Here is a 5,631-nt window from a genome sequence, read left to right on the forward strand (position 1 = left end):
GGTGTAGACCGTACTGTCAAGAGCCCGGGAAGCCTGCCCGTACCGCAGGAGCCCCGCCGCACCAGAGCGTGGGAAGTCCGCCCGGACCGCAGGAGCCCCGCCGCACCAGAGCCCGGGAAGCCTGCCCGTACCGCAGGAGCCCCGCCGCACCAGAGCGTGGGAAGTCCGCCCGTACCGGCGCCGTCGCGGAGTCCGGCCCCGCGAAGGCCGGGAATCCTGCCCGTACCGCCAGTGCCCCGGGGCTCTGGCCCCCCGCCGAGTGCTCCGCGAGCCCGGTCCGGATCGGGCCGGGACCGCCGGATCGGCCCGGCGGCCGGCAGCGCACCCGGCGCGCGCCCGGCCGCGCGGCTACCGCCCCCGGCTGCCCCGGCTCAGCGCGGGGCCTTCGCGAGCTGGCGCGACTGGGCCACGAGCCGGTCCTGGCTGTCCCAGACCTCCGCGTCCTCCTCCAGGAAGCCGCCGGCCAGATTGCGGGTGGATATCGCGACCCGCAGCGGCCCGGGGGCGGGGCGGCAGCGGATATGGGTGGTCAGCTCGACCGTGGGGGTCCAGCCCTTCAGCCCCAGCTCGAAGCTGGTCGGGGGCAGCGCGTCCACGGTCAGCAGCAGGGAGAACGGGTCCGCGTCCCGGCCGTCCGCCAGCGAGAACCAGCCACGCATCTCGCCCTTGCCCGAGGGTGCTCCGACGACCCAGCCGACTGTCGCGGGGTCGAGCCTGATGTTCAGCCGGTCCATGATCGCCGAGCTGCCGGTGAAGACGGGCGCGGGACCGTCGGAGGCGGGACCGTCGGAGGCGCCGAGGCACTGCTCGTACGGCGGGATCGCCGGCGGTGTCGCGGAGGTGCGCACCTCGGCGGGGAGCGCGTCCAGCTCCCCGTAGGTCGCGAGGACCCGGATGCGTTCGACCTCGGTGCCGTCCTCCTCGTACTGAAAGAGGGACGCCTGTCCGGTGGAGAGCGTACGGCCGGTGCGGACGGTCTCGGTCCGGATCACCGCCGGGCCGGGCTGGGACGCGCTCAGATAGTGCGCGGAGACGGTGAAGGGGTCCGGGTGCGGCAGCGTATGCCCCAGCGCGCGGCCGAGGACGGCCAGCAGATAGCCGCCGTTGACGGCGGCGATGACCGTCCAGCCGGCCGACAGCTCCGCGTCGTAGATACCGGGTGCGCGCGGAGTGACGGCGGTGTCGCGGTCGAACTCGCTGTCCCCGATGGATGTCTGAACTGCCTGTGCCATAGCGGTACCGTACAACAGTCAAATACTAAGCAGTAGCTTTCTCCGCTTCCGGCTTCGGCTTCCTCCGTGACGCTCTCTCCCCCGGTGACGCCCCTCCCCCGGGACCTCAGGTCTCACAGGACCCCTCAGCTCTCCTCCGCCGCAGTGGACCGGCGGTTCCAGGCGCGCGGGGCCCGCCAGTGGTAGCGCAGCGCCAGCAGGCGCAGGACGAACGCCGTCACCACGGCGAGCCCGCTGGTGACATCGTTGAGCGTCCCGAACCGGATGCAGAGGACCACCAGCACCGCCCCCACGATCGCGGGCACGGCGTAGAGATCGCGGTCCCAGCGCAGCAGTGAGGGGACCTCGTTGGCCAGGACGTCCCGCAGCACACCGCCGCCGACCGCCGTCGCCAGGCCGAGCGCAGCCGACGAGGTGAGGCCGAGGCCGTACTCGTACGCCTTGATCGTGCCGGTCACACAGAACAGGCCGAGGCCCGCCGCGTCGAAGACATTGACGCCCGTCTGGATGCGCTCGACCTCCGGGTGGAGGAAGAAGACCAGGGCCGTTGCCACCAGCGGGGTCAGAAAGTACCCGAGATCGGTGAAGGCGGCCGGGGGGACGGCTCCGATGATCAGGTCGCGCAGCAGCCCCCCGCCCAGCGCGGTCACCTCGGCGAGCACCGCCATCCCGAAGACATCGAAGTTCTTGCGGACGGCGAGCAGCGCGCCGGAGATCGCGAAGACGAAGATTCCGGCGAGGTCGAGCGTGTGCTGGACGGAGGGCGAGAAGAGTTCTTGGAACACCGGACGATTGTGCCCGGCGCCCCGGCTACTCCTTCGCGCTGCCTGCCGATGGGTCTACCGCGCCGTCCTGCGCGCCGCCCGCCGTGGGGTCTCCCGCGCTGTCCTGCGCGCCGCCCGCCGTGGGGTCTCCCGCGCTGTCCTGCGCGCCGCCCGCCGTGGGGTCTCCCGCGCTGTCCTGCGCGCCGCCCGCTGAGGGGGCGCCCTCGACGGCCTCCTGCGCCTTCGGGACCGCCGTGACGATCTCGACGGCCTCGCGCGCCGACTCCAGCACCGTGTCCTCGGGCACCTGGTCCTCGGCGTTCTCCGGGTGGTGGCACGCCACCCGCCGCCCGGGCCTCAGTTCGACCAGGGGCGGTTCCTCCCGCTTGCAGGTCTCCGTCGCCTTCCAGCACCGGGTGTGGAACCGGCAGCCGGTGGGCGGGGAGATCGGCGAGGGCACATCGCCCTTGAGGAGAATGCGCTCGCTCCTGCCACCGCGCCGCCGGGGGTCCGGCACCGGTACGGCCGACATCAGGGCCTTGGTGTACGGGTGCATCGGCGCCTCGTAGAGCGACTTGCGGTCCGCCAGCTCCACGATCTTGCCGAGGTACATCACCGCGATCCGGTCCGACACATGCCGGATCACCGAAAGATCGTGAGCGATGATCACATAGGTGAGTCCCAGCTCGTCCTGGAGGTCGTCCAGCAGGTTCACCACCTGCGCCTGGATCGAGACGTCCAGCGCGGAGACCGGCTCGTCCGCCACCACCAGTTTCGGCCGCAGTGCGAGTGCGCGTGCGATCCCGATGCGCTGGCGCTGCCCGCCGGAGAACTCGTGCGGATAGCGGTTGTAGTGCTCGGGGTTGAGGCCGACGCGTTCCAGCAGCCCCTGGACCTCCTTCTTCACCCCGCCATCGGGCGTGATGTCCTGGAGCCGGAACGGCGCGGAGACGATGGTGCCGATGGTGTGCCTGGGGTTCAGCGAGGAATAGGGGTCCTGGAAGATCATCTGCACATCGCGGCGCAGCGGACGCATCTTCGCCACGCCGAGATGGGTGATGTCGTGACCCTGGAACTCGATCCGCCCGCCGGTCGGTTCGAGCAGCCGGGTGATCAGCCGGCCCATGGTCGACTTGCCGCAGCCGGACTCCCCCACCACCCCCAGGGTCTCACCGGACCGTACGTCGAAACTCAGTCCGTCGACCGCCTGGACGGCCCCGGTCTGCCGTCGCAGCAGCCCCTCCCGGATGGGGAAGTGCTTGACCAGACCGTCGACCTTCAGCAGTACGTCGTCCGGCCCGCCTGCCTTCCGCGGTACGTCGTCCGGCCCACCGGCCTTCCGCAGTACGTCGTCGTCCGGCAGCGCGCCGTCGGCGGAGGGCTGCCGGGGAATCCGCAGGGCGTCGCTCATAGTTTGGGCGCAATCTCTTCGGTCCAGATCCGGGTGCGTTCGTCCTGGTCCATATGACAGGCCGAGAAGTGCCGGCTGCCCACCGGCCGGAGGTCGGGGCGGACGGTGCGCGTCAGATTGTCCTTGGGCACATCCGCGTAGGGGCACCGGGGGTGGAACGCACAGCCGTCCGGGATGTTGATCAGGCTGGGCGGGGAGCCCTTGACGGGGATGAGCCGTTCGGTCTGGTCGCGGTCGATGCGCGGCATCGAGCCCAGCAGACCCCAGGTGTAGGGGTGCTGGGGCTCGTAGAAGACCTGTTCGGCGGGCCCGCGCTCCACGCACCGGCCGCCGTACATCACCAGGATGTCGTCCGCGAGTTCGGCGACGACCCCCAGATCGTGGGTGATGATGATGACCGCCGAGCCGAACTCCTTCTGCAGATCCCGGATCAGATCGAGGATCTGGGCCTGGACGGTCACGTCCAGCGCGGTCGTCGGCTCGTCGGCGATCAGCAGCTCGGGGTTGTTGACCAGTGCCATCGCGATCATCGCGCGCTGGCGCATCCCGCCGGAGAACTCGTGCGGATAGCTGTCGACCCGCTGGTCGGGCTGGGGAATGCCCACCCGGTCGAGCAGTTCGATCGCCCGCTTGCGCGCGGTCTTCTTGTCCGCGTCGTGGTGGACCCGGTACGCCTCCACGATCTGGCGGCCGATCGTGTAGTACGGGTGCAGCGCGGAGAGCGGGTCCTGGAAGATCATGGCCATGTCCCGGCCCCGGAGCTTGCGCACCTCGTCCGGGTCGGCGCCCAGCAGTTCCTGACCGTCGAGCCAGACCTCGCCGGAGATCCGCGCCTTGCGCCGCCCGTACTGGCCCGCGGTGTGCAGGCCCATGATGCCGAGCGAGGTGACGGACTTGCCGGAGCCGGACTCACCGACGATGCCGAGGGTCTTGCCCTTGTCGAGCTGGAAGCTGAGACCGTCGACGGACTTGACCAGACCGTCGTCGGTGGGGAAGTGCACCCGCAGATCGCGCACTTCGAGGAACGCGGTGGGCGGCGGCGAGCCGGCCGCCGCGACCTCACCGAGCGCTGTCGTGGGCGCGGGCGTGGTCGCGGCCACCGGTTCACCGGATCCGCCGGGCTCGCCATGTCCGCCAGTTTCACCGGGTCCACCGGACTCGCCAGTGGTCTTGTCGAGGTTGGTCATCCGATCCTCACTCGCGGGTCGATGACGGCGTACAGCAGGTCCACGAGGAGGTTCGCCACACAGATGAACAGCGCCGCGAAGAGCGTGACGCCGAGGATCAGCGGAAGATCCTTGGTGTTGATGGACTCGATCGCCAGCCGCCCGAGTCCGGGCAGGTTGTACGTGGACTCCGTGAGCACCGCTCCGCCCAGCAGCGCTCCGAGGTCCAGTCCGAGCAGGGTCAGTACGGGCGTCCAGGTGGAGCGCATCGCGTGCCGCCCGATGACGACGCGTTCCGTGAGGCCCTTGGCCCGGGCCGTACGGATGTAGTCCTCGCCCATGATCTCCAGCATGGTGGCGCGGGTGAGCCGCGCGTACATCGCCGCGTAGAGGAAGGCCAGCGTGATCCAGGGCAGCACCAGCGTCTGGAACCACTGCGCCGGGTCGTCGCCGAAGGCCGCGTACTCACCGCTGACCCAGTCCAGCTGATAGCTGAAGATCGCCAGTGAGAGCAGTCCGGTGAAGTAGATCGGCAGCGAGACGCCCGCCAGGGCGACGGTCATCGCGGTCCGGTCCCACAGGCTGCCCCGGCGCAGCGCGGAGACGACGCCCGTGGAGACACCGCCGACGACCCAGAGCAGACAGGCGCCCGCGGCCAGCGAGAGCGTGACCGGGATCGCCTCGGTGAGCTGGGGCCAGACCTCCTGCTCGGTACGGAAGGAGTAGCCGAAGCAGGGCGCCGGGCAGGAGGTGACGTCGGCGCCGTTGGCGTACTCACGGCCGGCGAACAGGCCCTGGACGAAGTGCCAGAACTGCACCAGCACCGGGGCGGCGAGGCCCAGCTTCTGCCGGATGCCCTCGATCGCCGCGGGGTCGGTCTGCTTTCCGGCGAAGAGATACGCCGGGTCGGAGCCCGCCCACTTGGGGAGCACGAAGAAGATGCAGAAGGTCGCCAGGGTCACGACCATCAGCATCATGGCGACGGCGATCAATCGCCGGATGAGGTAAGCAAGCACTGTGCGCGGCCCGGCGGCGGCCCGGGGACCCGGATCAACGGG

5 protein-coding genes are annotated in these 5,631 nt (G+C 70.4%); all 5 read right to left on the reverse strand.

Annotated elements, in window-relative coordinates; translation table 11 throughout:
- Nucleotides 1-371 precede the first annotated feature (371 nt).
- The 5 genes from ACWF94_RS31590 to ACWF94_RS31610 all read right to left on the reverse strand — a co-directional run bounded on the left by ACWF94_RS31590 (nt 372) and on the right by ACWF94_RS31610 (nt 5,589).
- Nucleotides 372-1,232, reverse strand: coding sequence for a thioesterase family protein (locus ACWF94_RS31590; RefSeq protein WP_453496215.1), 861 nt, complete (start codon nt 1,230-1,232; stop codon nt 372-374).
- 125 nt (nt 1,233-1,357) lie between these two features.
- Complete coding sequence (locus ACWF94_RS31595; RefSeq protein ID WP_453496218.1) at nt 1,358-2,017, reverse strand: trimeric intracellular cation channel family protein; 660 nt, start codon at nt 2,015-2,017, stop codon at nt 1,358-1,360.
- Between the two features lie 25 nt (nt 2,018-2,042).
- Complete coding sequence (locus ACWF94_RS31600; RefSeq protein ID WP_453496225.1) at nt 2,043-3,407, reverse strand: ABC transporter ATP-binding protein; 1,365 nt, start codon at nt 3,405-3,407, stop codon at nt 2,043-2,045.
- Complete coding sequence (locus tag ACWF94_RS31605) at nt 3,404-4,594, reverse strand: ABC transporter ATP-binding protein (protein ID WP_453496228.1); 1,191 nt, start codon at nt 4,592-4,594, stop codon at nt 3,404-3,406. The genes ACWF94_RS31600 and ACWF94_RS31605 overlap by 4 nt, the downstream gene beginning before the upstream one ends.
- Nucleotides 4,591-5,589: an ABC transporter permease gene (locus ACWF94_RS31610; RefSeq protein ID WP_453496231.1), complete on the reverse strand. Its 999-nt coding sequence runs from the start codon at nt 5,587-5,589 to the stop codon at nt 4,591-4,593. Before ACWF94_RS31610 ends, ACWF94_RS31605 begins: the two co-directional genes overlap by 4 nt.
- Between the last annotated feature and the right edge of the window lie 42 nt (nt 5,590-5,631).

Source organism: Streptomyces sp. NPDC055078, assembly GCF_053607985.1.